The following is a 26,986-nucleotide window of genomic DNA, read 5'->3' on the forward strand; positions in this document are numbered from 1 at the left end:
TATTATCGTAACATAGATAATAAGACGAATACTAAATTATTATAACCAAATTGACTTAGAAAATAACAATTTTCTTGAACCTTATCAATAGTTTTCTACTACTTTTGTCTTATAAAGCGAAAACTCGCCTATTTAGCGAGTTTTCCGCCATCTTCTATAGTATATTTACATGACTCGTTTGAACATTTTTTCCATTTCATAGGTCGAATGGTGTATGATGATTGGTCGACCGTGCGGGCATGTAAACGGATCACTTGTTTTACGGAGCGTTTCAAGTAATGCAAATATTTCATCGTTGCGTAAATGATGGTTCGCTTTTATAGAAGCTTTACAACTCATCATAATCGCTGCTGCTTCTCTCAATTTCTTAATATCTATTTTTTTATCATTAAGCACTTGTTCGATAATTTCCTCAATGACTTCCTTTTCATCACCTTTTGGAAACCATTGTGGGTGTGAGCGTACAATGTAACTATTATGGCCGAATGGTTCTAGGAAGATTCCAACCTGTTCTAAATCTTGCTTATGCGCATTTATGTTGATACATTCGTCCGTTGAATATTCCAATGTAATCGGAAGAAGAAGTTCCTGAAGATCAGAAATATTTTCTCCAACCCTTTCTTTGAAATATTCATATTTAATTCGCTCCTGAGCAGCATGCTGATCGATTATATATAAACCTTTCTCATTTTGAGCAAGAATATATGTTCCATGCATTTGACCGATTGGATACATAACTGGTACCCGTTCAGCTTCGTTTACGTTGATTTCAGTACTTTCAAAATCCGTTTCTTCATTCTCATCCAAGGCAACAGCAGTTGTGTAGTCACTTTCTTCAACTACCAGTTTTTCCCTATCGTATGATTTTTCTTCATAAATAGATGGAATTACCCCAGTTGGTGTTTCAATTTTAGGTTCTTCTTTCCTCGAATCCTGTTGAATTGTCTCTACAAATTTAGGGACAAATGGTTGCTGTTCTCTTGGTTCTGTTTTTATCGAATGCTGAAATACAAAATGTTGCTGCTCCGATTTTTGAACTTCCTTCTTCTTCGGATTTATAGCATCTGGAATTAGTTGTTTATGTTTAAAAACATCCTTAATTCCTTGATCAATTAATTGATTAAGTTCTTGTTCTTTACTAATTCTAACCTCTAGTTTTGCTGGATGGACATTCACATCAACTAACAATGGGTCCATCTTGATATCGAGCAAGACAATAGGAAATCTTCCAATCGGTAATAGGGTATGGTAGCCTTGCTGAATAGCTTTAACTAGTGGATAATTCCTTATATATCTACCATTAATAATGGTTGAGATATAGTTTCTCGATGCCCTTGTAACTTCGGGCATAGATATATAGCCTTCTACATTAAAGTCTAATGATTGCAAATGAACAGGCACCATTTGCTTTGCAATTCCTGGACCATAGATTGCAGCAAGTACTTGTCTAACATCTCCATTACCACTTGTATATAAAAGACGTTTTCCATTATGCAATAACCGAAAGGAAACTTCTGGGTGAGCAAGAGCAATCCGGTTCACAGCATCCGTAATATTGCCAAGCTCTGTATGAACGGTTTTTAAATATTTTAAGCGAGCTGGAGTATTAAAGAAGAGATTAGAAACCGTGATGTCAGTTCCTTTCCGACTATTTGTTGCCTTCTTCTCTACAAACTGACCACCTTTTATGAGAATATGAGTACCTGAATTGTCTCCTGTACTCGTCTTCATTTCAAGTTCAGAAACAGAGGCAATACTAGGTAGTGCCTCACCTCTAAACCCTAATGTCCGAATCCGAAACAAGTCATTTTCGTCCTTTATTTTACTTGTTGCATGACGATGAAAGGCATTTACACAGTCTTCACTATCCATGCCATCACCATTGTCAATAATTCGAATTTTGGAAAGGCCCGCTTCTTCTATTTCAATTTCAATAACAGTACTGTTTGCGTCAATGGCATTCTCAACTAATTCCTTCACAACTGAGGCTGGCCTTTCCACTACTTCCCCTGCTGCTATTTTATTTGAAAGAAGGTCATCTAGTAGGACGATTTTCCCCATACCTTCACCTCATTTTCTATAAGGTTATTCAAAAATTCATGAACCTTTATTTTTTTAGCCTTTAAGTTGTTTTTGAATTTCATATAACTTATTGATGGCCTCTAATGGTGTAAGTCCTAAAATATCCATATCTTTGATGGATTTCAAGACATCCTTTTCCTTAGTAGACACATGCTTTTCTTCTTTTTGGTAGGACGACTTCGTTTCCCCAAAAAATGAAAGCTGTAGATTGTCTGTAAGGTCCATCGATTCTTCCTTTGTAACAGCTATTTCTTTTTCACCTTGCTCAAGATGATTTAATATTTCTTTTGCTCGTTCAATTAAGTTCTCAGGAAGCTCAGCAAGTTTTGCTACATGAATCCCATAACTTTTATCTGCTGCACCTTCTTTAATTTTATGAAGGAAGACTACATTATCATTTTCCTCTATCGCACTTACATGAACATTTACTAAGTTTTCTAGCCCCGCTTCTAAATCGGTTAGCTCATGATAATGCGTAGAGAACAATGTGTGGGCTCCGATATTTTGGTGAATATATTCAATAATAGCTTGTGCAAGCGCCATTCCATCATAAGTAGATGTCCCACGCCCAATTTCATCAAATAATAATAAGCTTCTAGATGTTGCGTTGACAATGGCATTTTTTGCTTCAAGCATTTCTACCATAAAAGTACTTTGTCCAGAAATTAAGTCATCCGCTGCTCCGATACGAGTAAATACCTGATCATATATCGGTAAAACAGCCTCACTTGCTGGAACAAAACAACCAATTTGTGCCAAGATAGAGGTAAGTGCAATCTGTCTCATATACGTACTCTTACCAGACATATTTGGTCCCGTGATAAGAAGCAACGACCGTCCCTGCTCCATCACACAATCATTTGGAACATATTCCTGTGCCTGCATCACTTTTTCAACAACCGGATGACGGCCATCTTTAATATAGAGCTTGTCCTCAGAAAAATGAGGCATACAATAATGGCGTTCTTCACTAATCGTTGCAAAGCATTGCAGCACATCAAGCTCACTAATAACCTTTGCTAAAGTCTGAAGTCTTGGGATATAGCTCTTAACTTGTTCGCGAATATCAAGAAAAAGATCATATTCTAATTGGACAATCTTTTCCTCTGCTTCAAGAATTAATGTTTCTTTTTCTTTAAGCTCAGGAGTTATAAAACGTTCCGCATTCGTTAGAGTTTGTTTTCTTTCATACAGACCTTCGGGTAAGTGCTGTAAATTGGACTTTGTCACTTCGATATAATATCCAAAGACACGGTTATATCCAATCTTTAAAGACTTTATTCCCGTTTTCTCTCGTTCCTGTTTTTCTAAGGATGCAATCCATGTTTTACCATTTCGACTTGCATCACGATATTGGTCAAGGGTGGCATTGTAGCCATCTTTAATGATATCTCCTTCTTTGATAGACATCGGAGGTGATTCCTTTATGGAACGTTTAAGAAGGTCAGTTAATGATTCACAACGGTCCATTTGCTTACTGAGGTTGTCCGCATATGGATGCTTCAACTGTGTTACAAGTTGATAAATTCCTGGAACCTGCTCAAGTGACTTTTTGAGTTGTAAAAGGTCTCTTGCATTTACATTTCCATAAGCTACACGTCCAGCCAGTCGTTCAAGGTCATATACTTCCTTCAATAGTTCCCTTAATTCTAATCTTTCAAAATAGTGTTCAATAAAGGTTTGAACCATATTAAGCCGGGCTTCTATTTCATTTTTATTTAATAACGGTCTGTCAATCCAGTGTTTTAACAGACGCCCACCCATTGCTGTAACTGTTTGGTCTAGAAGCCAAAGTAATGAACCCTTTTTCCCTTTATTACGAATCGTTTCAGTAAGCTCAAGATTACGTTTTGAATATAAATCAATTTTCATGAATTGATTCGTATAAAAAATACGTACCTGTTGAAGGTGATCTAGTGAGCGCTTTTGCGTTTTTATTAAATAATTTAATAATCTTCCAAAGGTAAGGATCAATTTCTCGTCCTCAAGCCCCTCAGTAAGCTGTTGTAAATGTTCAACAACTGTGCAATTATCTTCATACGAAATCGTTACCTGGCACCGTTCTATCATTGCTTTTTTATATTTATCGGCAAACTCAGTTGAAACAACAACCTCTTTTACACCATTCGCATAAATTTCTCCGATAACCTCTTCAAACTGGGTAGACAATAACGAGACCCGGTTTTCACCTGTTGTTAAGTCAGTTAATGCAAATCCGAAAGAATCGTCTGAAAAGCTTGAAACAGTTGCTAGAAAATTATTTTCTTTATCTAGTAGGTTTTTACCATCCATCACAGTTCCAGGTGTAATTAATTGAATGACTTCACGTTTTACGACACCTTTTGCTTGTTTTGGATCCTCTGTTTGCTCACAAATCGCAACCTTATATCCTTGATTCACTAATTGTTCTATATATCCAGCAGCTGAGTGATAAGGAACCCCGCACATCGGGATTTTTTCATCGACACCACCATCTCTAGCTGTTAACGTTATTTCTAAAATTTGTGACGCATTAATGGCATCATCAAAAAACATTTCGTAAAAATCACCTAGTCTAAAAAATAAAAAGGCATCCTGATAATCTGCCTTAATCGTTAAATATTGCTTTATCATCGGCGTATACTCTGCCATTTAAAAATCCCCCAACACTTTCATTCTTCCAATATTATAACATAACTTAAAAAAGGAAAGGGCAGGACTTGTCTTCCATTAAATGAAAAAAAACTAGGAAGTCGTGCCTCCTAGTTTCCAATTATTCTTCTAAATCGCCAACTAAGAAGTCAGGATTTAAATCCTCAAATTCTTCGTCGTCTACATCCCAATCCTTATCATCATCATAGCATCCATCTGGGTTCACATGTACGCAAACCTTTGTTTCTCCAATAATTTCTGCAAGTAATTCTCTTTCAACTTCAACGAGAATTTTGTTGCCGTTTGGAGATATCGTACATTCTAAGCAGTTTGGCTGTTGTAACACATTAACAATCACGTCACAGTCATCACCTAAGAAGTTCTCATCTCTATACTTAAGTTTGATGTGGTCTGTGTATGAAAGTGTTTCGGTAACAACCTCAGTTTTTGTATTGTTACCAAAAGAATACCAAACGTTGACATCAAAAGCACCCTTTACAACTACCTTGTTACCCTCTTTCTCAGCTTCATAACGATGGTTAATGATCCAGCATCCCAAAATGCTTGATGGGTGGTGAGGTGGAGAAATGGTATAAGTAGACTGTGAAAATTTACGTCCTTTACCTACAACAGCTTTTGTGATAATTTCTCTGTATTCAGACATTCGAACAAACCCTCCTCAATCAATCTTCAATTCATCCTATGCGGGACATTTGACTAGTGTGCTAAAGACTGATTTCTTTTTAAAAACTTTTTGCAAGTCCTTCGATGCTTTTCTTATGAGTACACCGAAAAAAGTTGAATAAACAAATCAAAGTAAGTACTAAAAAAATGCATTGTCGTTCTCTTTATACTTCACCTTACGATTACCGTATAGTTCATTGTATGCGGGTTCGCCCATTTATGTACCTTTTTTTCAAAGCCGTACAAGCAAAAAATAAAACCTGATGAATGACATGCTCTACAAATAAAAAAAGACAAAAGCTTATCGCTTTTGTCTTCTTCCTATTTAGTGGCAGCCACAGCCGCTATTGTTATTCACTTTTGAACCAGTTTCTCCCGCTAACAAATCTCCACCAGTAGATGTAATAATCTCATTTGTTACATTGTTAGAAATGGTATGTGCCACAAGCTGTAAAAGATCATTCACTTCAATCTGTGAATTCTTAAATTCTTCTACAACCGGAATGCTGTCTAGTTCTGCTTGAAGATTATCAATCTTTTCTTCAACTTGCTTTAATGCTTCAGACTTTCCAAAATGCTGAAAATTGACTGCTTGTTTTTGTAAGCTCTTAATGGTTTCAATAATTTCTTGAACCTTTTTGTTCTGGTTTATTTGTGCTTCTGCACGCTTGAAAAAGTCAACTTCTTGTGTTTCTGCAATCATTTTTGCTAATTCTGTTGCGCGTTCAACGATTTGTTCTTTTGTAAATTGTGCCATTTTAGTTCACCTCTACCGCTTCTTCGATCATTTCTCCATCTAGTGTCCAGGTCTTCGCTTGGATAATTTTCACTTTTACAATCTTACCAATTGCAGACTTTGGACCTTTGAAGTTAACCAATTTATTTTTACTTGTGTATCCAGCAAGTACTTCTGGATTGTTTTTGCTTTCACCTTCAACAAGAACTTCTACAGTTTGACCTTTGTATGCAAGATTTTTCTTTGCAGAAATCTCATTAACAAGTGCGTTTAAACGTTGAAGTCTTTCCTTTTTAACTTCCATTGGAATATTATCTTCCATTTTGGCAGCTGGAGTTCCTTCACGTGGTGAATAGATGAAGGTATAAGCTGAATCAAATTCTACTTCTCTATATAAGGAAAGTGTATCTTCAAATTGTTCATCCGTTTCATTCGGGAAACCAACAATAATATCAGTTGTAAATGAAGCATTCGGAATTTGTTCTTTCATTTTGCGAACTAGCTCTAAATAGGATTCTCTTGTGTATTTACGTGACATTAATTTTAATACCTGTGAGCTTCCAGATTGTACTGGAAGATGAATATGCTCCATAAGATTTCCGCCTTTAGCGAGCACTGAAATTAAATGATCATCGAAATCACGTGGGTGACTTGTTGTAAAACGGATACGCGGGATATCAATCTTACGTAACTCGTCCATTAAGTCTCCTAAACCATACTTAATATCTTCAAAATCTTTACCATACGCATTTACGTTTTGGCCAAGTAAGGTAATCTCTTGATAGCCTTGTCTTGCTAAGTGACGTACCTCTTCAATAATATCTTCTGGGCGACGGCTACGTTCCTTACCACGAGTATATGGAACGATACAGTACGTACAGAATTTGTCACATCCATACATAATGTTTACCCAACCCTTGATATTTCCTTTACGTACTTTTGGAAGGTTTTCAATGATGTCCCCTTCCTTAGACCAAACCTCAACAACCATCTCTTTACTGAACATTGCTTCTTTAACAATATAAGGAAGGCGATGAATATTATGAGTACCGAAAATCATGTCAACGAATTGATGTTTCTCAAGGATTTTATTCACAACTGATTCCTCTTGGGACATACACCCACAAACACCAATTAAAAGATTAGGATTTTCAAGTTTTAAAGGTTTTAAATGACCGATTTCACCAAATACTTTGTTTTCAGCGTTTTCACGAATCGCACATGTATTTAGTAAAATGATGTCGGCATCCTTCGTATTTTCAGTTGGCTCATAGCCCATTTCCATAAAAATACCCGCCATTATTTCCGTATCATGTTCATTCATTTGACAACCATACGTACGGATTAAAAAGCGTTTTCCTTTTCCTGCATTCTTCATGTCCTCAGGAATCGAAAATTCTTTTAAGTAATTGACTTGTTCTTTACCACGTTTCTTCGCATCTTTTAATGAAGGTGGTTGGTAAACGGATTGAAAATACTTGCTGTAATCCTTTTCGGATTTTTTGTCCGCAGGTTTTACTTGAGTACTTTCAAGACGTTGTTTTTCGTTCATGTTGTATCTCCTTTCTTAATCGAAAAACTACATTTTCAAAAAATAAAATTCCATTTTACTAGTATAAGGTTTAACAAGTATTAATACAATAAAACCGTATAAATGTAGAAAAATGTACAATTTCAGCAGTTTTAAGGACTTTATTCTACTAACAGACACACATGCCTATTTTATCATTCAACAATTAACGAGTAAAGATATAAAGAATTGTGAAAGACTAGTGTAGTCATAAGGCTCATTTTGACTGAAACTATATTAAAAACCCTACTAAGAGAATAATTCTTAGTAGGGTTTGGTTTGTATTACATAAATTCGGCAACTAGTTTATTAAACTTTTCTTCATCTAAATTCAAGTCTGCATGTACAAGCGGCGCTTCACCATATCCATGAACAAGTTCTTGATACGAAGGTTTTTCTGTATTTTGATAGATGAGCCCAGTAACAAGACTGTTATGCTTCATCAACGTTTGCATAGCTACTGATCGGTCTGAAGGATCATATCCCTCAACATCACCTAATTTTGTCAGATTTTCTTTAAACCAGTCATATGTATTGACTTTATTATAAGTTACACATGGGCTAAATACATTGATTAAAGAAAAACCTTTGTGCTTAATTCCAGCCTCAATTAGTGCTGTTAAATCTTTAAGGTCAGTAGAAAAGCTTTGTGCAACAAAAGTAGCACCAGCTGTTAATGCCATTTCCATGACAGAAAGTGCAGACTCAATGGAGCCTTTTGGAGTACTCTTTGTTTTAAAGCCCATTTCACTTCTTGGCGAAGTTTGACCTTTTGTTAGACCATAGATTTGGTTATCCATAACAATGTATGTGATGTCTATATTACGACGAATAGCATGGATTGTATGGCTCATCCCAATTGCATATCCGTCACCGTCACCACCAGAAGCTATAACAGTTAAATCACGGTTTGCCATTTTTACGCCTTGAGCAATTGGTAAAGAACGTCCATGAATCCCGTGTAATCCATAAGCATTGATATATCCAGAAATACGTCCAGAACATCCTATCCCTGAAACCACAGCTAGCTGTTCAGGCTCAAGTCCAACATTAGCAGAAGCACGTTGAATCGCTGCTTGTACGGAGAAGTCTCCACAACCTGGACACCAGTTAGGTTTTACATTATTCCGAAAGTCTTTAAATGTTGCCATATTAGAACAACTCCTTACATTTTGTGTGAACTTCATGAGGTAGGAATGGATTACCGTCATACTTTAAGAAGTTAGTAATCTTGTCTGCATGTCCTACATTCATCTTCATAATGTTTGCGAGCTGACCAGTAGCATTATTTTCAACCACTAATACTTTCTTAGCTGATTGAATTAACGGTAACATTTCTTCAGTTGGGAAAGGATGGATTAAACGAACTTGAGCATGGTTCACTTTAATACCATCATTTTCAAGACGAGTCATTGCTTCTTCAATCGCACCACGAGTTGAGTTAAAACCTACAACTAATAGGTCCGCCTCTTCATATTTAACGTTTTTATGAACAGGTGAATTGAAACGAATGTTTTTAGTCTTTTTAAGTCGTTTTTCCATTTGATCCTTACGGTTGCTTGCAGCCTCAGATGGCTTACCTTGTTCGTTATGTTCAACACCAGTTACATGGTGAATTCCATTCTTCACACCAGGTACTACACGTGGAGAAATACCACTCTCTGTAACTTCATAGCGTTTGAAGTATTCTTTATTCTCTAATTCTGGTAATTCGTCGTCAAGAAGTAGATTGCCACGTCTGATTTCAATTTTTGAATAATCAAGTGGTTCAACAGTTTGCTTTCCTAATGAAAGCTGTAAATCTGTTAGGAAAATAACCGGACATTGATATTCTTCTGCTAGGTTAAATGCTTCGATAATGTCATAGAATGCTTCCTGAACAGTACTTGGAGCCATAACAATCTTAGGTATTTCACCATGTGTTCCATAAATCATTGCCATTAAGTCTGATTGCTCTTGCTTTGTTGGAAGACCAGTACTTGGACCTCCACGTTGTGTATCAATAATAACAAGCGGAGTTTCAGTAATACCTGATAATCCGATTGATTCCATCATTAACGATAATCCTGGTCCAGCAGAAGCAGTAAACGCGCGAACACCCGCGTAGTTAGAACCAATTGCCATTGTGCATGCAGCAATTTCATCTTCTGTTTGGATAACTGTTCCACCAAATTCAGGTAACTTGCTAATTAAGTATTCCATGATTTCAGAGGCTGGTGTAATTGGATATGCAGGCATAAATCTTGCTCCACCCGCTAGAGCACCCAAAGCGATAGCATCATTTCCTATCATGAACATACGTTGCTTGCCGTCTGCTTTTTCTAATTTCATTATTACATCTTCACTAAGTAGATCATTTAGAAATTCTGCACCGGCTTTGATTGCTTCCATGTTCTTCTCAACAACTTGCTGGCCCTTACGTCCAAAGATTTCATCAACCACATTTAGGTACACATTTAAATCAAGATCTAATAATGAGCTAGTAGCTCCAATTGCGACCATATTTTTCATTAGAGACGTGCCAAGTTCTGTTGCAATTTCAGTAAAAGGAACAGAATACAGATGAACATTAGTATTTTCAGGAATGGTTGGGCCGAATTTAGCATCTGCCAATACTACCCCACCATCACGTAACTCATGAAAATTAAAATCAATTGTTTCTTGGTCAAAAGCTACTAAAATATCAAGATCATCAGATATTGCACGAACTTGAGTTGTACTTACACGTATTTTGTTGTTTGTATGTCCACCTTTAATACGTGATGAAAAGTGACGATAACCGTATAAATAGTAACCTAAGCGATTCAGAGCGATGGAAAAGATTTCCCCGGTACTTTCGATTCCTTCCCCTTGTTGTCCGCCAACTTTCCACGAAAGTTGATTGATCATGACTTACACCCCTTTGGAATACGTTATATATAAGATTTTTATTCATTTTTAAGCATAGCACTTTCCAACTGAGTTGTATTGAAGGTAATATGTAAATTCTATTGAATGAAAATGGACCATTTCTTACGACGAATTCGGAAAAAAATGCCAAATTCGAAGTGAAAAACTCTATCCAAATTTATACTGTTGGATATGTACTAAACGCTTTCAATTCTAGACCTATCAACGAAAAAAAGCAACCCTTAGCAAGCAAATTATGGTGAAAAATGCATATTTTTTTATTTTTCAATTAATTTTATATTAAACCGATATAAAATGATTAATTTATGCCGGTAAATTCGCCACAAAATTTTGATACAAAAATTTCTTCACTTGGATTTCAGAGTAATATTTCAGTAATTTATTTACAAGTCCTTCATACCCCGCAAAGTTTTCAAGTCCAATCGTTGTATCTGTTATTCCATCAAAATCAGACCCAAATCCAACATGATTTTCTCCGCCTAATGAACAAATATAATCAAGATGCTTGATTACATCGTCGATCGTTGCTGTTTCTCGATTGCTTAAAAATTGGGGGACAAACGTAATCCCAATCATACCGTTTTTTTTAATTAATGCTATAATTTGCTCATCTAGCAAATTACGGCGGTGATTGCAAATTGCCATAGCATTTGAATGAGATGCAATCGGGTAATCTGCCACTTCCATGACATCCCAAAATCCTTTTAACGATAGATGTGATACATCTGTCCATATCGACGCCTTATTGTGTTCTTTGACAACTTCTATACCAAAACTTGATAACCCTGCTCCACGCGGTTCACCCACGCCATCTGCGACAAAATTGGCATAATTCCATGTTAATCCAACAGAGGATACTCCTAGCCTCAATAATGTTTGTAACTTTACAATACTTTGATCAATTGCATCGCAGCCTTCCAACGTTAAAAAAGCACCTATTTCTTCCTCTTTTAAACCTAAAATATCTTCTTTTGTCCTTACCACCTTTAATAACGGAGAAGGCGCAACTACTTTATTATAAAAAATTTCTACCATCTCTAATGCCACTTCAAATCGACTTTCTGGTTTTACTTCCTCTGGGATATAGATTGCGAAACTTTGCACTTTGCTGCCAGATGCTTTTAATTGATCATAGTTAATATGTAATTTTGATGAATTTGCAAAATTAATAGTAGGGTCCATCCACATTTTATATAATACATCAGAATGGGCATCGAATATTTTCAACACAAATCAGCTCCTTTGCCTTTATTTTACACAAAAATACCTGTCTGTCACATTCGACAAACAGGCCACTTATCCACTACTTAACCACTTTATATAAAAGTACATAGTATTATCGTGGTTCAATGATTAATTTTATAGCAGTTCTTTCTTCACCATCAATTAGAATATCAGTAAACGCCGGAATACAAATTAGGTCCACTCCACTCGGTGCCACAAATCCTCTAGCTATCGCTACTGCTTTCACTGCCTGATTCAATGCACCAGCACCAATCGCTTGGATTTCTGCAGCTCCTCTCTCACGTAAAACACCCGCAAGTGCCCCTGCTACAGAGTTAGGATTAGATTTTGCTGAAACTTTTAATATTTCCATTTCTACTTTCCTCCTTGTTCTTTACAATGTTCCCTGAGTGACCGGTAGAACCATACAAATGAATCACCACCGCTAAAGTTTGCGATCTAGTTTTCATACTCTCTTAAATTTTTAAATCATCGCAAACCATTCCAGAGGCTATCTTTATTCAACCAGGGATTACCCGAGTCTGAATTGAATAACGAATAATGATCCCATAACTACTATATTCACTAGAAACTACCAGTATTCCTGCTTGTTTCTAATCTTTTTCTAAAAATTCAAAAACTTAGTGAAATCAAGAAAAAACCAAGGTATCTCAGTGATACCTTGGTCAGAAATAATTAATCAAAAAATGGATGATCATCATTAATAAGTATTCGTTGAATGCCCTTTGCAGTCCCACTTTTAGGGTCTACTTCAATAAGTACTCCGTTTAATTGAGTTCTTCCTTCAACGACCTCAAAACGAACAGGTAATGCCGTCTTAAATTTATGAATCACAGCTTCTTTATCCATCCCTAGTATTCCATCATACGGGCCTGTCATTCCAACGTCAGTGATAAATGCAGTACCTTTTGGCAATACACGGTTATCAGCGGTTTGTACATGTGTGTGCGTGCCAACAACTGCTGTTACCCGTCCATCAAGGTACCAGCCCATAGCGATTTTTTCACTTGTCGCTTCCGCATGAAAGTCTACAAAAATAATGGAGGTTCTCTTATGTGCTTCCTCAATCAACTCATCGCACTTTTTAAAAGGATCATCAATAGCAGGAAGAAATGTGCGCCCTTGCAAATTAATAATCGCAACTTCATGTCCATTGACCTTGCTATACATGATCCCCTGACCAGGCGTTCCTTCAGGGAAGTTAGCAGGTCGTATCATGTTTTTAGCTGTATCAATAAACTCAAAGATATCTTTGTTGTCCCATGTATGATTACCTAATGTAATGGCTTGTGCACCATTCTCTAAAAATTGATTATATATTTTCTTCGTTATTCCCCTACCAGACGCTGCATTTTCTCCATTAATAATGGTTAGTGCTGGATGGAATTTCGCCTTAAGTTTCGGAAGATATTCGCGAATCATATCTCTTCCTGGTGAGCCAACGACATCACCAATAAATAAAATCTTCATGTAAAAGCCCCTTTCACTATAAAGTGAAGCACAAAAATAAAAAAATCTCAACGTCCCAGTCGATATTTATGAAAAAATTAAACAAGTATATGTTAAGTAAAACAAAAAAAGTGGTCAAAAATCGACCACTTTTATTTTGCGTATTCAACTGCTCTTGTTTCACGAATTACAGTAACCTTGATATGACCCGGATAATCCAACTCTTCTTCGATTCGTTTACGGATGTCACGAGCTAATCGATGTGCATTTAAGTCATCGATTGCATCAGGTTTTACGATAATTCTAACTTCACGTCCTGCTTGAATTGCAAAGGATTTTTCAACGCCTTCATACGACTCTGAAATTTCCTCAAGCTTTTCTAAACGGCGGATATAGTTTTCAAGTGTCTCACTTCGTGCACCTGGTCTTGCTGCAGATAACGCATCGGCTGCTGCAACCAATACAGCTATAATTGATGTTGGTTCTGTATCACCATGGTGAGAAGCAATACTATTAATTACAACTGGATGCTCTTTATATTTCGTGGCGAGTTCTACACCGATTTCAACGTGACTACCTTCCACTTCATGGTCAATCGCTTTACCAATATCATGTAGTAGTCCAGCACGTCGAGCCAATGTTTCATCTTCACCTAACTCAGCAGCCATTAAACCTGCTAAGAACGATACTTCCATTGAGTGTTTTAAGACATTTTGGCCATAGCTTGTACGATACTTCAAGCGACCTAAAATCTTAATTAAATCCGGATGGAGTCCATGAACACCAACCTCAAAGGTTGTTTGTTCACCCACTTCACGAATATATTCATCTACCTCACGTCTTGATTTGTCTACCATTTCTTCAATACGTGCAGGGTGAATACGTCCGTCTTGAACAAGTTTTTCAAGTGCGATTCTCGCTGTTTCACGTCGAATTGGATCAAAGCCAGATAAAATAACTGCCTCTGGTGTATCATCGATGATAAGGTCAATACCTGTTAATGTTTCAAGTGTACGGATATTTCGCCCTTCTCTACCAATAATACGTCCCTTCATCTCATCATTAGGCAAGTTAACTACAGATACTGTAGTTTCTGCGACATGATCAGCGGCACATCTTTGAATAGCAAGAGAAAGTACTTCTTTTGCTTTCTTATCAGATTCTTCCTTTGCACGATTTTCTGCTTCTTTTACCATCATAGCTATATCATGGGAAAGCTCGTTTTCAATACGTTCAAGGATGATTTGCTTTGCTTCTTCACGTGTTAAGCTAGAGATACGCTCGAGTTCGGCTTGTTGCTTGTTTACCATCTCTTCCACTTTGCTTTCCATCTCTTCAATATGCTGTTGTCTTTGAGCGAGAGAATCCTCTTTCTTTTCTAGCATGGATTCGCGTTTATCTAATGTTTCATCCTTACGATCAAGGTTCTCTTCTTTCTGCAATAAACGATTTTCTTGTTTTTGTAGTTCGTTTCTTCGATCACGGATTTCCTTTTCTGCCTCTGTACGAAGTTTGTGAATTTCATCCTTTGCCTCTAACAGTGCTTCCTTCTTTAATGAATCTGCTTCTCTATTCGCATCTTCAATAATTTGTTCGGCAACACTTTTTGCACCAGCAATTTTAGTTTCGGCAATAGACTTACGAACATAAAAGCCAACAATCGCACCGACGATCAGGCCAACCAAAGCGGAGATGATTATAGAAATGGGATCCATCTTCTTCACCTCCTCTTGCTATAAACTTTTTCTTGCTAGATCAAAATGTCGGCATGTACATTTTACAATATACAGCACAAAGCCTTTTTAAGCTAATCAGATTCTTAGGTTACGACCGAAAGCAGCTCAGACTACTCCGGGTCTGAATAGCAAAAGCTCAAACCGAGTTTTGCTTCTAACGTTTTAATTCTAACAAAATGTAAAATATACATTTTAATTGTAAATCTGTGAATTTTTATTGTCAAGGCCTGTCAGAAATAGTATTACATGAAAATGGAAATTTTATTGAGTAACCATGTGATTTTAAAGGGTTTAAGAAGGAAATGCGGTTTTTCGATCGTGTTGAAAAAAGTAAGTTAATGGGGAAAATAAAGAAGAGACACATTAACTGTGCCTCGACTTTGGTGATTAGTCTTGTAAATCAAACTCTTCCTGTTCCTCATCAGCTGGTGCTACTTTAACACCGTCAAGTCCATAATGATTTCTAATTTGCTGAAGGATTTCATTTCGAACATCAGGGTTTTCTTTTAAGAATTGTTTTGCATTTTCGCGCCCCTGACCAACTCTTTCTTCATTATAAGAATACCAAGAGCCGCTCTTTTGGACGATATCAAGTTCCGATCCGATATCAATGATTTCGCCCTCGATTGAAATTCCTTCTCCGTACATAATGTCTACTTCAGCTGTTTTAAATGGTGGTGCTACTTTATTCTTAACAACCTTCACTTTTGTTCTATTACCAACAAGTTCATTACCTTGTTTTAATTGTTCCGCACGACGAACCTCTAGTCTTACAGAAGAATAGAATTTAAGCGCACGTCCGCCTGGGGTTGTTTCTGGGTTTCCGAACATAACCCCAATTTTTTCACGGACCTGGTTAATGAAAATTGCAATTGTATTTGATTTATTAATTGCACCTGAAAGCTTACGTAATGCTTGTGACATTAAGCGGGCTTGTAGACCCATATGGGAATCTCCCATTTCACCTTCAATTTCTGCTTTTGGAACAAGTGCTGCAACAGAGTCAACTACTAAAATATCGACTGCACCACTACGTACTAATGCTTCAGCTATTTCTAATGCTTGTTCACCAGTATCAGGCTGCGATAATAATAGTTCATCAATGTTTACACCTAATTTTTGTGCATATGCTGGATCAAGCGCATGTTCCGCATCAATAAACGCTGCTTGTCCACCAGTTTTTTGTACTTCAGCAATCGCATGAAGTGCTACAGTTGTTTTACCAGAGCTTTCTGGTCCATATATTTCAATTATCCGTCCTCTTGGATATCCTCCAACACCTAATGCTACGTCTACTGCTAGTGAACCACTTGATATAGTGGAAATTCTACGATCAGTTTGTTCTCCAAGCTTCATGATTGAGCCCTTACCAAACTGTTTCTCTATCTGCTTTAATGCCATTTCTAAGGCCGCTTGACGATCACTCACTATATTTCCTCCTTTATTCGTGAAACTATTATTACTATACAATGTTTTGTTCGATTTGCCAAGCAAAAAGTCGAACATTTATTCGCTTATTTTTATTAATAGTTTTTTCCCTTAAATCCAATTTTTGATAGTCCAAAATCATATTTTCAAAGAGATAGAGACCAACAAAATTTGAATTTTAGCTCTTCAAAAATAGTAAATCGATGATAAAAAATGACGTAAGCATATGCACACTTACGCCATTTTTATAAATGTTTACAAACGATTCCATTCTATTTCTTGGAATGTTCTTCTTCCCATACCTTATCCAGAACTTGATTAAACACTTCAACTGGTTGAGCACCAGAAACAGCATACTTGTTATCAATTACAAAGAAAGGAACACCTTGTACACCAACCGAACGTGCCTCAGAGATGTCATTTGTCACCTGGGCAGTATGTTCTTTACTTTCCATGACTTTGCGTACTTGCACCCCATCAAGACCTACATCTTCAGCCAAGCGAACAACTGTTTCTGTGTCGCTTAAGACTTCACCTTCAGTAAAATGGGCAGCATAGAAACGATTGAAAAATTCATTTCCTTTTCCCTGCTCCTTTGCATATTGAAAAACGCGATGTGCATCATATGTGCTTGTAAGTTTAGCTTTATCATAGTTGATCTCAACACCAGAATTTTTAGCCATTTCTGTCACTTGTTTAAGCATTGCTTCGGCCTGTTCTAATGGAACTCCTTTCATACTAGAAAAGGTTTCAGCATAATTTTGACCAGAAACATATTGCGCATCTGGCATAAGTAAAAAGCTTTTATATTCTATTTCAACATCTTTTGCATGTGAAAAATTTTCTAATGCTTTATCTAAATGGGACTCCCCTATAAAACAGAAAGGACATACAAAGTCTGACCAAATTGTTATTTTCATTCTTTTCCCTCTTTCTTTTGATTTACTGGACCACAAATTCCAGTATTAATATCACAGACGAACCCTGAGGAACTGTCAAAGTCAAAGCTTTTTAATTTCTTGATGCCATTTAGTTCTTTCAAGGCCCCATTAACATCTTTTCCATCTGTTGAGGATGCTTCAGATTTAGACTGCTTGTCATTTAACATCATGTATTCCTCCTTTTCGACAATATGATTATTGTAAATGATATTTCATTTGATTTCTAATAATTAAACTGAAATGTATAAAACCCGTTTAAATTTGCAAAAAAAGACGACCAGCATGATCGTCTTTTTGAAGTGATAGTGAAAAATCAGTTTTTCTGTTCATTTAATAATTGCAGTAAATAATAAAAACCATATTTAACCGTTCTAGCTCGAATTCCTTGTCGGGAACCCGCTAATTGCAACGAAAATACCTTAGTCTGTTGATCTAAATAAGAAATCCCAATATATACTGTCCCTACTGGCTTTCCTTCCGACTCACTCGGACCGGCTACACCTGTAAAACTAATCCCTATATCAGATTTTAAAAGTTTCTTTACATTCTCTGCAAGCTGCTCCGCTGTAGAACTGCTAACGGCCCCATCTGTATCTAGTGTTTCTTTCTTTACATGTAACACATGTTCCTTCACTTCGTTTGTATAGCAAACTACTCCACCCTTCACAACTGCTGAAGAACCTGCTAAATTGGTAAGCTCCTCGGCAAATAAGCCACCAGTTAAGCTTTCTGCACTCGAGATTGTAAGCTTTGAGGTTTTAAGCTTATTCATGAGTTCATTAACAAGTGAAGTCGAGTTATACCCGTATAAGAACTTGCCCACTCTTTTTACTATTTCAGCCTCGGTACGATCTAGTAGTTGGTTTGCAACATCTAGTGAGTTGTGCTTTGCTGTAAGTCTAAGTGTAACTTCACCATCGCCAGCTAATGGGGCTATTGTAGGGTTTGTTTGATTGTCAATTAAATCCTCAATCTCTGTTTCAAGTTGTGATTCTCCAATCCCGAAGAAACGCAGCACCCTGGATTCAATTCGTTCTACAACACCAAGTGATTTTAATAAGAATGGTCCACCGTATGAGAGGAACATCGGATTCAGCTCTTTTGGTGGTCCAGGAAAGAGCATATATGTAATCTTATCAACTTCAAATCCCATTCCAGGAGCCATCCCATGGTCATTTGGAAGGATTTCAGAACCCTCAAGTACGAGTGCTTGTTTTTTATTATTCTCGGTCATATGGCGATTGGTTTTCTTAAAGTAATCTTCAATACTCCGTAAGGCAGCTTCATCAAATACAAGCTGTTTACCTACTACCCTTGCAATTGTTTCTTTTGTTAAATCATCCTTTGTTGGCCCCAAACCACCAGTAAAAATGATTAAATCCGAACGAGATTGAGAGATTTTTATTGCATCCTCTAAACGGTTGGGATTATCACCAACAACTGTATGGTAATACACATTGACTCCAAGCTCAGCAAGCTGTTTGGAAAGAAACTGCGCATTCGTATTTGCGATTTGACCTAAAAGAAGCTCAGAACCTACAGCAATTATTTCAGCATTCATTGAAGAACCCCACCATCCTATTTAGAGTTTGCAAAGACACCTTTGTTTTTCGCAAAATAATCCCAACCAGACACAATTGTAAATATAACTGCTACCCAGAGGGCAATCATATCAAATGGGATAGAAAGATATTCAAACGGCCAGTTATGTAATAATAATGCAGAAACGGCTACGACTTGAGCCCACATTTTAATTTTCCCGAGCATTTTTGCTGCTGAAACCTCTCCACCTTCGGCTAGTAATAAACGTAAGCCAGTTACAGCAAATTCCCTACTTATAATAACAACGACCATCCAGGCAGGTGCTAGCCCAAACTGAACTAAACTAACTAATGCAGCTGATACAAGTAGCTTATCTGCAAGAGGATCTAAAAACTTTCCAAGGTTCGTTACTAAGTTATGCTTTCTTGCCAAATGACCGTCAATCCAATCAGTGCTAGAAGCAACAATAAAAATAATCGCTCCTACTAAATGGGCAACTGGAATGGACATAGAGCCAATCGAAACATCACCCCAGCCAAACGGAACAAACATAACAATTAAAAAAAGTGGAATTAAGCAAATTCTTGCTACCGTAATCTTATTTGGTAAATTCACAATCTTATACCTCCAACATTTACTAAAATTCTTATAATAGTGATAATACCACTTATACGAAACAAAAAGCCATCATAATGATGACTTTTGTTATTCTTCAGTTCCTGGAGTATACTTTATCGTAATAATTTGACGAACAATTTGGCCCGTATCAAACGGATACGTAAAAGGCTCTCCATTGATTTCGACTTGAAGATCAGACGACCTTCCAACTGTTAAAATCACTTCAGATTGATTTGTTAAGTCAACCTCTTTTGTTGCACCATTCGCAATGGTTTCATAAATAAATCTTTCGTTTTGGGGATTTTGAAGTGTGACCCAAGATTGACCAGCATCTGCCGCCGTTACTTTTACCTTAAATGAATCTGCATTCTTTAACTCAAAGGTTGCAGTACTGGATTTTTTTTCAACCTCTACAAGCTCCTGAGCAGGAGTTTCTTCCACAGGTTCCTCTTCTTCTGAAGGGGTATTATCCGTTTCACCGGCTACCTGCTCCCCTTCTTTCGGCTCTTCTTTTTGTTGTTCTTGAACAGGAGGTGGTTCATTTGATTCGTCGTATTCCGTTTCCTGACTCTCTAGTTGTGTTTCTGGTTCTTCGGCAACATCCTTTTTAGAAACAAACCAGTAGATTGTCATTGCACCACCAAGAAGAAAAAGAGCCAATATGATGATTGGTACTTTATCAACAATTTTAGAATTCGTTGTAGAAATTTGTCTTCTTGATTGCACTCTTGATATTTGTTCAGGAATTTCATCGTTATTTGTACCAGGAATTTCTGACTTGTACTCTTCAAATAATTCTTCAGGGTTAAGTCCCACAGCCTCAGCATATTGCTTTATGAATGCACGGACATAGAATTTACCTGGCATAACATTATAATTTCCTTCTTCAATCCCAACCAAATACCTTTTTTGGATTTTTGTCATTTGCTGTAAATCATCAAGGCTTAAATCTTTTTGCTCTCTTGCTTCTTTAAGCCGAGATCCTAATTCAGTCATTTTTTTCACCTACCAATTCCGGGATACCTATTGGTCTATTCGCGTTCATAATACTAGCATTTTTCTCTTTTTCAGTAAAGGATTAATCGATTAAGACATTCAAAAATTAAAACCGGAAAAATCAGAACTAGAAAACTGTTGGTCTTCTATATCGTATGTAATTTCCTCTTCAGGATTATTTCGAAGTTCAATAATATAGTCAAAATCATTCAACGTATACTCTGTATGACGTACAAATATATCCGGATGCTCGACTAGTTTAACAGCGGGCAGTCTCATAATTTCCCTAACAAGCTGTAGATGCCTTTCAGTTGCCCTTCTTGTTGAAACAATGCCATCAATAATAAAAAGGTTATCAGCATTATATTCATCCTGGATTAATTCATTTCGCATCGTTTGTTTCAATAATGTCGATGACACAAACAACCACTTTTTATGCGCACAAACACTAGCAGCAACAACTGATTCGGTCTTACCAACCCTCGGCATACCCCGAATTCCAATTAACTTATGACCCTCTTGCTTAATCAGCTCTGCCATGAAATCAACAAGCAGCCCTAATTCATCACGCGTAAAACGGAATGTTTTTTTATCATCAGCGTCACGTTGAATATAGCGTCCATGTCTAACAGCAAGCTTATCACGAAGCTTCGGTTCCCTAAGCTTTGTAACGGTTATCGTATCCATTGTATGTAAAATTGATTCAAGTCTCTCGATTTGCTCATTGCTATCACTTAATAAAAGCATGCCCCTTCTGCGATCGTCTACACCATTTATTGTAACAATATTTATCGAAAGCATTCCTAGTAAGGAAGAAATATCCCCTAGGAGTCCTGGGCGATTTTTTGCTATTTCATATTCCAAATACCACTCTTTTTTCTCCAAGTGTCCCAGCCCCTCATACAATCAGTGGTTATAATTCCAACTATGAAATATTGCATCATTATTATTATAAACTAATCAATTCATATTTTATAGTGGGGTATAAAAAATTTGAGGGGAATTTACTTAAATAAAAAAGAGAGGAAAATCCTCTCTACATTCAACCTACTACCAAACCTATTGGACAAGTTTAATCATTACATTGGCAATCGCTTGTTGCTCTTCTTCAGAAGCAACGGTCCAGAGGTCCCGTAATACTTTTTCCTGAGCATTTTTTGGCTCTACTTCATTAGCTAAGTAATCACCTAATTGTTGAGCCATATTACTGATAACTTGTTGATCCATTCCTTCGGATTTAGCATGCTGCAAGCGATCACCTAAAAAATCTTTCCACTCTTCAAAATTGTCTAGTACTGACATAAGTGACCCTCCTTATAAGGTTAATACAATGTTAGTTTGTCGATTGTAAGATAAATTATTCATTGAAATTTATGTCGCGTTTTCACACTTGCACTCATTATAAAAACTAACAATGCCAACCACCATTTACAGACAAAACTTGTCCGGTTATATAAGAAGCTTTGTCGGAGAGTAAAAATCCAACTGTATTTGCTATCTCAATTGGTTCACCTATTCTTCCCATTGGAATCTCTTCACTTATACCTTGTAAATCATCTTCAGTGAACTCCTGGAGCATGTTTGTATTGATGGCACCAGGTGCGACCGCATTCACTCGTATTCCACTTAACGCAACTTCCTTCGCTAATGCTTTTACAAACGAGAGTTGTCCTCCCTTTACCATAGAATAAAGCACTTCACAAGACGCTCCTGTTAGTCCCCAAATGGATGAAATAACAATGATATTCCCACTTTTTTTCGTTATCATAGCAGGAAGAAGGGCTTGCGTTAACATATAAGGTGTACTTACATGAAGCTGCACCATTTGATCAACCGTTTTTTGATTAAAATCAGTCATTAGGCCAAACACGCTTTTCCCTGAATTATGAACAATTGTGTCAATTGGATGCTGTAATTGAGTTACCACAGATTCTACACCGGTTTTTTGACTTAAATCAGCCTTTATGAGATATGTTTCTACACCTTTACTATCTAAGTCTCCCGCTAAACTCTTTACCGCCTTTTCATTTTCATTGTAATGTAAGTATAACGAATAACCTAGACTGGCAACTTCTTTCGCAATAGCGCTTCCGATTCCTCCACTGGCACCTGTAATTAATGCGTATTTCTTCATATTCATTTCCCCTTAAAAAAGCATCCTTTTGGTAAAGGATGCTTAAGCATTTACTACTTTTTAGGTATTACCTGACACTCCGTCATTCTAATTTCATCGAAAATTTCATTTCCAGTTTTCATAATATCGTCAACAGTTATACTTTCCATTATAGGAACGACGTCAAATAAATTCATATCATTAAATGCGTATCTTGTAAACTGGTTTGCAATATAATCTGGTGAGTTTAAAGAGCGTAAAAATGCTCCAATTTTTTTCTTTTTAACACGGTCCAATTCTTCTGAAGTGATTCCTTGTTTTTTACTTGAAAGCATAATATTTCGTAATTTTGCTGATAATTCATCGGGATTTGAGGTATCTCCTCCCACAATCGCAAAACCAAATCCTTGTTCTTCCGTGTAATCATACGAGAAAGTATCATCAATTAAGCCTTCATCATACAATGCCTGATAATGCTTGGAACTTTTTCCAAACAGCCAATCCAAGAGAATCGTCATCGATAATTCCTGTTTAAGTAATTCATCACCTTTACGTGAAGGATTTAGAGCCTTCACACCAACCATACACTTTGAAGATTGGACGTTCATTTCTAGTACTTTCTTCTTTTCGTTTACTTCAATTGGTTCATCCTCAAAATGGCGCTCGATTTCTGACTGATCCTGATAATCTTTTTTGGCTTGATTAGATTTGATTTGCGCCATTATTTTTTCCGGGTCAATCGGACCAACAACAAATAGAACCATATTACTCGGATGATAAAAGGTTTCATAGCATTCGTAGAGCATATCTTTTGTAATCTTGGCGATGGAATCAATAGTTCCAGCAATATCAATTCGGACCGGATGATTTTTGTACATATTTTCAATTACACCGAAATAAAGTCTCCAGTCAGGGTTATCATCGTACATTGTAATTTCTTGACCGATGATTCCTTTTTCTTTTTCAACTGTCTTTTCTGTAAAATAAGGACTTTGGACAAAGTCAATTAATGTTTCTAGATTTAGTTCAACATTGGATGTACTCGAAAAAAGATAGGCTGTTCTTGTAAATGATGTGAAAGCATTCGCAGAGGCACCTTGTTTACTAAAATCCTGAAACACATCTCCATCTTCTTTTTCAAATAACTTATGCTCTAAAAAATGAGCAATTCCATCAGGTACTGTCGTTAATTCATTCTTCCCTAATGGTACAAATTGGTTATCAACTGAACCATAATTAGTCGTGAAGGTTGCATATGTTTTATTAAATCCTTTTTTCGGAAGGATGTAAACGTTAAGACCGTTTTCAAGCTTCTCGTGAAAAAGAACCTCTTGAAGTTGATCAAATGTGATTTTATCCATTATGACCGCCCCTCCAATCCAGTAAGGAAATAAATCGTATCAAGTTCGACTTTCTTGGCAACATTGACTACTTCCTCCTTTGTGACTGCTTCAATTCCAGCTATCCAATCCTGAAGCTTTCTTGATTTCTGTGAAATAACATTATGATATAAAACTTCAGCGATACCACGGGATGTATCGATTGTTTCAAGTAACTGATTTCGAATGACGGCTTTTGTTTGAGCAAGGATATCCTCTGTAAAATCTCCATCAATCATTGCTTTCATTTGTTCTTTAATAATGGTTACTGCTCGGTCATAATTATTTACATCAATGCCGGACATTACCATCAGAAGACCCTTATGACTTTCCACCCTAGATGCTGCGTAGTATGCAAGGCTTTCTTTTTCACGAACATTTATAAATAATTTTGAGTGTGAAAAACCACCATAAATTCCGTTGAACACTTGGAGTGCATCATAGTCTGGGTCACTATAAGTCGTATTTGTCCGATAGCCAATATTGAGCTTACCTTGTTTTACATCTTGGTTTTCGATTACTTCATTCACTTTTTCAACTTGCTTGGTTTTAGATTCAATTTGTGGACGTGTGCTACGCTCAGAAAACGTGAATGTTGATGAGACCACTTCTTTTACTTTATCAGGTTCAATGTTTCCGATAATATATAGATCAATTTCATCTTCAGCCAATGCTTTTTGATAATAATTATAGAGAGATTCTGCAGAAATACTGTCTAGATCTTCAATTCTTCCATTCACATGGAGGTGATAGGGTTCATCCTTACACATTTCTTCAACTAAACGTAAATTCGAATATCTCATTTTATCATCATAGACAGCTTGAATTCGTTGTTTAAGGCTTCGTTTTTCTTTTTCTACAACTGTGCTTTTAAAAGCGCCATTTTCTGTTACAGGAGATAGTACAATTTCCTGCAACAAGGTGATTGCTTTGTCTAGCAAAGGTGTTTGATCTTTTAAAAATAGCTCATTTGCTATTTCCACGAAAAAAGTAATAATATGGTGTTCCCCTTTTTTTGCTAGGTCCACATATAATACAGCACCATATAATTCATCTAAATAGGAGCGCAAACTCGTTGTTGAGGGGTAGCTAGGTGTTTCACTTTGCAATACATATGGAAGTAATGCTCTTTGGGTAACATATTCCTCTTCCAGCGGGGCTTTCATTCTAAGTACAATTGTATTCGTTTTAAATTTATCTGTTTTAACCGTATGGAGCGTGAAGCCGTTTAATTTATGCTCATTTTCATCCAATAAAAACATCTTATACATAGCCTCCTTTTTGGTCATAGCAAAACACTATATGGCTATATTTTAACCAAAACTAATTTTTAATCTTAGAATCACTATAACCTCAAATTAGTAATAAATTCAAGTTCACCTCCTAAAATTTACTTAATAAAGAAAAACAAACCAGTACTAGTACTGGTTTGCTAATGAAATCATTGATTTTTTGAAAGTTCACTTTTTAAATACGATAAAAATTCATTCGCTTTCTTTTCAGGTGGTCTAGTTGCGAGACTCACCCCTACAAATAACACGATAGAAAGAAGCAGTCCCCATACACCTGACCCATAGCCAAATGGTTTATACTTCATAGCTTCAAGCAATATTACAACTAATCCACTTATCGTAACACTAGTCATAACCCCTATTGCGGTTCCTTTTTTCCAAAAGAAAGCTCCGATAATTGCTGGAACCACTACGATTAAACCTGCCGACGATGCAACAGAAAGAACGGCAATTAAATCTAATTGTAATTCTGCGAATCCATAAGCGAGAATTGCGATGACAGGAATAATGATTTTTCCTACCTTTAATTGTTGTCTTTCATCCTTCGCTTTAGAGGACATGCCATATACATCTCTCGCAAAAAGAGAAGAAAGGGTTAATAATATCGAATCGATTGTAGAAATAGCTGCTGCCATAATCGCTACCATGACAATCACCCCTAAAACGACTGGAACATGTTCGGAAGACAGAAGATTAGGCGTTGCTACATCCGGATTCTCAAGTCCTGGGAATAATAAAATCGCCGAATATCCCCACATTACCGATACAATCGTATAAATAAAGCCGAATACGAGGAAACCTAATAACATTTTTCGTAAACTTCCTAAAGATGAAGGCATATATAAACGCTGACTCACCTGAGGATTAGAAAGACTAAAGAAAATCCATGGAATGGTTAATGATAAAAAGGTAGGAAAACTAAAGTACCCATTCCCCGGTACTGTTAATGAATCTGGGTGACTTGTCCGCAATTCGTTGAAGAAGCTACCAAACCCACCTAATGCATTTACTAATAAAATAACAACTAGGCTCGAGGAAACAATCATCACAAGCGCCTGGAGGGAATCAGTCCACATGACAGAGCGAATTCCAGAAATATATGTAAAAATTAGTGCTAAAATAGTTGCTATAATTGCTCCAGTAGTAAAGCTTATCTCCCCATTTGTAATCCCTTGTAATAAATAGCCAACACCCGCTAATTGAACAGCGCTATACGGAATTAGAAAAATACAGCTTGAAATCGAAATAATAGCTGCAACCCTTTTATCATCATAACGATCCCCTAACATCTCAGACGGTGTCACATAGCCAAATTTCTTTCCCACAATCCAAAAACGAGGTCCAAAAAAGGCAACAAGAGTAACCCCCATAAAATAAACAATTTCAAAACCTAATGCACCTACACCACCACGATAGGTTAAACCAGCTAATCCAACCATCATAAAAGCACTATAAGTCGTTGCGCTATAACTTAAGGCGGACACAAAACCGTTCATTTTTCGGTTCCCTAAAAAGTAGCCCTCCATATTTACTTGCTTTTCACTTCTTGATAAATAGGCGATAAAAATTGACATCACAATATAAATGGCAATTCCCCACCAAACATAAGTAGCACTCATCAATCCTCACCTCCA

Annotated in this window: 23 protein-coding genes; all 23 read right to left on the reverse strand. The window is 36.7% G+C overall.

From position 1 onward, the window contains the following. Window positions 1-165: 165 nt before the first annotated feature. The 23 genes from mutL to CKK03_RS12800 all read right to left on the reverse strand — a co-directional run bounded on the left by mutL (window position 166) and on the right by CKK03_RS12800 (window position 26,971). On the reverse strand, window positions 166-2,061 hold the full coding sequence (mutL, locus tag CKK03_RS12690) for a DNA mismatch repair endonuclease MutL (protein WP_099362943.1): 1,896 nt from the start codon (window positions 2,059-2,061) through the stop codon (window positions 166-168). 54 nt (window positions 2,062-2,115) lie between these two features. Further along, on the reverse strand, window positions 2,116-4,713 hold the full coding sequence (gene mutS / locus CKK03_RS12695; RefSeq protein ID WP_099362944.1) for a DNA mismatch repair protein MutS: 2,598 nt from the start codon (window positions 4,711-4,713) through the stop codon (window positions 2,116-2,118). Between the two features lie 121 nt (window positions 4,714-4,834). Continuing rightward, the gene (locus CKK03_RS12700; RefSeq protein ID WP_099362945.1) at window positions 4,835-5,377 is read right to left on the reverse strand and encodes an outer spore coat protein CotE; all 543 of its coding nucleotides are present in this window, start codon (window positions 5,375-5,377) and stop codon (window positions 4,835-4,837) included. A 345-nt stretch (window positions 5,378-5,722) separates the two neighbouring features. Further along, window positions 5,723-6,154: a regulatory iron-sulfur-containing complex subunit RicA gene (ricA, locus tag CKK03_RS12705; RefSeq protein ID WP_099362946.1), complete on the reverse strand. Its 432-nt coding sequence runs from the start codon at window positions 6,152-6,154 to the stop codon at window positions 5,723-5,725. A gap of 1 nt (window position 6,155) precedes the next feature. After that, complete coding sequence (gene miaB, locus CKK03_RS12710; protein WP_099362947.1) at window positions 6,156-7,685, reverse strand: tRNA (N6-isopentenyl adenosine(37)-C2)-methylthiotransferase MiaB; 1,530 nt, start codon at window positions 7,683-7,685, stop codon at window positions 6,156-6,158. 302 nt (window positions 7,686-7,987) lie between these two features. Further along, complete coding sequence (locus CKK03_RS12715) at window positions 7,988-8,854, reverse strand: 2-oxoacid:ferredoxin oxidoreductase subunit beta (RefSeq protein ID WP_099362948.1); 867 nt, start codon at window positions 8,852-8,854, stop codon at window positions 7,988-7,990. A gap of 1 nt (window position 8,855) precedes the next feature. Then, window positions 8,856-10,592, reverse strand: coding sequence for a 2-oxoacid:acceptor oxidoreductase subunit alpha (locus tag CKK03_RS12720; RefSeq protein ID WP_099362949.1), 1,737 nt, complete (start codon window positions 10,590-10,592; stop codon window positions 8,856-8,858). 324 nt (window positions 10,593-10,916) lie between these two features. Then, a complete protein-coding gene (locus CKK03_RS12725) occupies window positions 10,917-11,840 on the reverse strand; it encodes a dipeptidase (RefSeq protein ID WP_099362950.1) in 924 nt (307 codons plus the stop codon). Between the two features lie 109 nt (window positions 11,841-11,949). Beyond that, window positions 11,950-12,210, reverse strand: a complete 261-nt coding sequence (gene spoVS, locus CKK03_RS12730; RefSeq protein WP_029281188.1) for a stage V sporulation protein SpoVS — start codon at window positions 12,208-12,210, stop codon at window positions 11,950-11,952. A gap of 323 nt (window positions 12,211-12,533) precedes the next feature. Continuing rightward, window positions 12,534-13,328 (reverse strand): 2',3'-cyclic-nucleotide 2'-phosphodiesterase, encoded by a 795-nt coding sequence (gene ymdB, locus CKK03_RS12735; protein WP_099362951.1) that lies wholly within the window; start codon window positions 13,326-13,328, stop codon window positions 12,534-12,536. Between the two features lie 131 nt (window positions 13,329-13,459). Next, window positions 13,460-15,022: a ribonuclease Y gene (rny, locus tag CKK03_RS12740; RefSeq protein ID WP_099362952.1), complete on the reverse strand. Its 1,563-nt coding sequence runs from the start codon at window positions 15,020-15,022 to the stop codon at window positions 13,460-13,462. 408 nt (window positions 15,023-15,430) lie between these two features. Continuing rightward, on the reverse strand, window positions 15,431-16,471 hold the full coding sequence (recA, locus tag CKK03_RS12745) for a recombinase RecA (protein ID WP_099355307.1): 1,041 nt from the start codon (window positions 16,469-16,471) through the stop codon (window positions 15,431-15,433). Window positions 16,472-16,743: 272 nt separating this feature from the next. Beyond that, window positions 16,744-17,391 carry a DsbA family oxidoreductase gene (locus tag CKK03_RS12750; RefSeq protein WP_099362953.1) on the reverse strand — a complete coding sequence of 216 codons (648 nt, stop codon included), beginning with the start codon at window positions 17,389-17,391 and terminating at the stop codon, window positions 16,744-16,746. Continuing rightward, window positions 17,388-17,579, reverse strand: coding sequence for a hypothetical protein (locus tag CKK03_RS12755; protein ID WP_099362954.1), 192 nt, complete (start codon window positions 17,577-17,579; stop codon window positions 17,388-17,390). The genes CKK03_RS12750 and CKK03_RS12755 overlap by 4 nt, the downstream gene beginning before the upstream one ends. 146 nt (window positions 17,580-17,725) lie before the next feature. Then, window positions 17,726-18,973 carry a competence/damage-inducible protein A gene (locus CKK03_RS12760; protein ID WP_099362955.1) on the reverse strand — a complete coding sequence of 416 codons (1,248 nt, stop codon included), beginning with the start codon at window positions 18,971-18,973 and terminating at the stop codon, window positions 17,726-17,728. Window positions 18,974-18,990: 17 nt separating this feature from the next. Then, window positions 18,991-19,569 carry a CDP-diacylglycerol--glycerol-3-phosphate 3-phosphatidyltransferase gene (pgsA, locus tag CKK03_RS12765; protein ID WP_099362956.1) on the reverse strand — a complete coding sequence of 193 codons (579 nt, stop codon included), beginning with the start codon at window positions 19,567-19,569 and terminating at the stop codon, window positions 18,991-18,993. Window positions 19,570-19,659: 90 nt separating this feature from the next. Next, entirely contained in the window at window positions 19,660-20,568 is a 909-nt protein-coding gene (locus CKK03_RS12770; protein ID WP_099362957.1) for a RodZ domain-containing protein, read from the reverse strand. Window positions 20,569-20,667: 99 nt separating this feature from the next. Continuing rightward, window positions 20,668-21,453, reverse strand: a complete 786-nt coding sequence (locus CKK03_RS12775) for a YmfK family protein (RefSeq protein ID WP_099355313.1) — start codon at window positions 21,451-21,453, stop codon at window positions 20,668-20,670. Window positions 21,454-21,627: 174 nt separating this feature from the next. After that, window positions 21,628-21,870 (reverse strand): DUF3243 domain-containing protein, encoded by a 243-nt coding sequence (locus CKK03_RS12780; protein WP_099355314.1) that lies wholly within the window; start codon window positions 21,868-21,870, stop codon window positions 21,628-21,630. Window positions 21,871-21,976: 106 nt separating this feature from the next. Continuing rightward, window positions 21,977-22,702 (reverse strand): elongation factor P 5-aminopentanone reductase, encoded by a 726-nt coding sequence (ymfI, locus tag CKK03_RS12785; RefSeq protein WP_099362958.1) that lies wholly within the window; start codon window positions 22,700-22,702, stop codon window positions 21,977-21,979. A 53-nt stretch (window positions 22,703-22,755) separates the two neighbouring features. Further along, a complete protein-coding gene (gene yfmH / locus CKK03_RS12790) occupies window positions 22,756-24,042 on the reverse strand; it encodes an EF-P 5-aminopentanol modification-associated protein YfmH (RefSeq protein ID WP_099362959.1) in 1,287 nt (428 codons plus the stop codon). Continuing rightward, entirely contained in the window at window positions 24,042-25,322 is a 1,281-nt protein-coding gene (gene yfmF, locus CKK03_RS12795; protein WP_099362960.1) for an EF-P 5-aminopentanol modification-associated protein YfmF, read from the reverse strand. Before yfmF ends, yfmH begins: the two co-directional genes overlap by 1 nt. A 179-nt stretch (window positions 25,323-25,501) precedes the next feature. Then, window positions 25,502-26,971 (reverse strand): sodium:solute symporter family protein, encoded by a 1,470-nt coding sequence (locus tag CKK03_RS12800; RefSeq protein ID WP_099362961.1) that lies wholly within the window; start codon window positions 26,969-26,971, stop codon window positions 25,502-25,504. Window positions 26,972-26,986 lie beyond the last annotated feature (15 nt).

It is taken from the genome of Fredinandcohnia onubensis (assembly GCF_002734215.1).
Taxonomy (GTDB): Bacteria; Bacillota; Bacilli; order Bacillales; family Bacillaceae_L; genus Ferdinandcohnia; species Ferdinandcohnia onubensis.